Raw genomic sequence first — 1,313 nt, 5'->3', positions numbered from 1 at the left:
CTTTAACCCCTTCGGGGTTCGCCAGTCGCTCATGGGGGAAACCCCCAAGACCGCGCTGGCTCACCTTTTCCCAAAACAAAATTCCGAGTTGAAAATGCACAAACCAAGCAGTATTGCCTCTGCCCCACTGCTTCTTCCCAATGCCCCATGCCCAATTTATCGTAATTACAATAACGACAATTGTTCGCTAGGCGGCGTAAATCCCAAATGTTTGTATGCTGCTTTTGTGGCCATTCTCCCACGGGGGGTTCTGGTTAAATAACCAATTTGCATCAGGTAAGGTTCATATACTTCTTCAATTGTTTGGGTATCTTCACCTGTTGCGGCTGCCATTGTTTCTAACCCCACTGGGCCGCCGTTAAATTGTTCAATAATTACACTGAGCATTTGACGGTCTGTCCAATCTAAACCACAGGGATCTACCTGGAATAGTTGCAATGCTTCGGATGCAACGCTTTCGTTAATCTCTCCAGATAACTTTACTTGAGCATAATCACGTACTCTTTTGAGTAGTCTATTAGCAATACGTGGTGTCCCGCGCGATCGCCTCGCTATTTCTGCGGCACCATCTTCTGTAACGGGGGTTTTGAGCAATTCAGCGGTTCGGAGTACAATTTTACTGAGTTCATCAACTTCATAAAATCGCAGTTTTTGAATTAAACCAAAGCGATCGCGCAGTGGTGAAGTTAAAGCACCAACGCGGGTTGTAGCTCCTACTAAAGTAAATTTTGACAGCGGCAAACTTCTGATGCGAGCGCTGGAACCTTTACCAATAGTAATATCTAAGCGATAATCTTCCATTGCTGGATAGAGTATTTCTTCTGTCATTCGGGAGAGGCGATGAATTTCATCGACAAATAAGATATCACCCGGTTTCATGTTCACCAGTAGCCCGACAATATCTCGCGGACGTTCCAAGGCTGGGGCACTGGTAATTTTGTAATTTACCCCCATTTCCGATGCTAAAATCATCGCCATTGTGGTTTTACCCAATCCTGGCGGCCCATACAGCAATAAGTGATCCAGCACCTCACCACGAGACTTAGCTGCTTTAATGGCAATGTCTAATACATCCTTTAAATCTTTTTGCCCAATGTAATCGGCAAATCGCTGCGGTCGAATACTTTCTTCTTGTTTGTCTTGTTCGTCAATAGCAGCTTCAGGTTGCAAAATATCGTTTGTGGATGCTGCTTTCGCCGATTCCCGACGCTGTTTTGGTTCTCCGTTGGATTCTGGAGGCTGTTTTTTCGAGGAGATTATCGCCATAATTCAGCTGTCTACTTTTTAGGGGACTGGGGAGTGGGGAGGTAGGG

At 45.5% G+C, this 1,313-nt stretch carries 1 protein-coding gene; it reads right to left on the bottom strand.

All coding sequences use genetic code 11. From position 1 onward, the window contains the following. Positions 1-165 precede the first annotated feature (165 nt). On the bottom strand, positions 166-1,266 hold the full coding sequence (gene ruvB / locus GNE10_RS34560; RefSeq protein WP_099068088.1) for a Holliday junction branch migration DNA helicase RuvB: 1,101 nt from the start codon (positions 1,264-1,266) through the stop codon (positions 166-168). Positions 1,267-1,313 lie beyond the last annotated feature (47 nt).

Source organism: Nostoc sp. 2RC, assembly GCF_014222165.1.
Lineage (GTDB): Bacteria > Cyanobacteriota > Cyanobacteriia > Cyanobacteriales > Nostocaceae > Nostoc > Nostoc linckia.
The sequence above is the reverse complement of the archived record's forward strand: the minus strand, read 5'-3'. Positions and strand labels throughout refer to the sequence as shown.

Bases quoted from the DNA above. Each gene is read 5' to 3' on its own strand.
- ruvB (WP_099068088.1), bottom strand. From the start codon at position 1,266: ATGGCGATAATCTCCTCGAAAAAACAGCCTCCAGAATCCAACGGAGAA.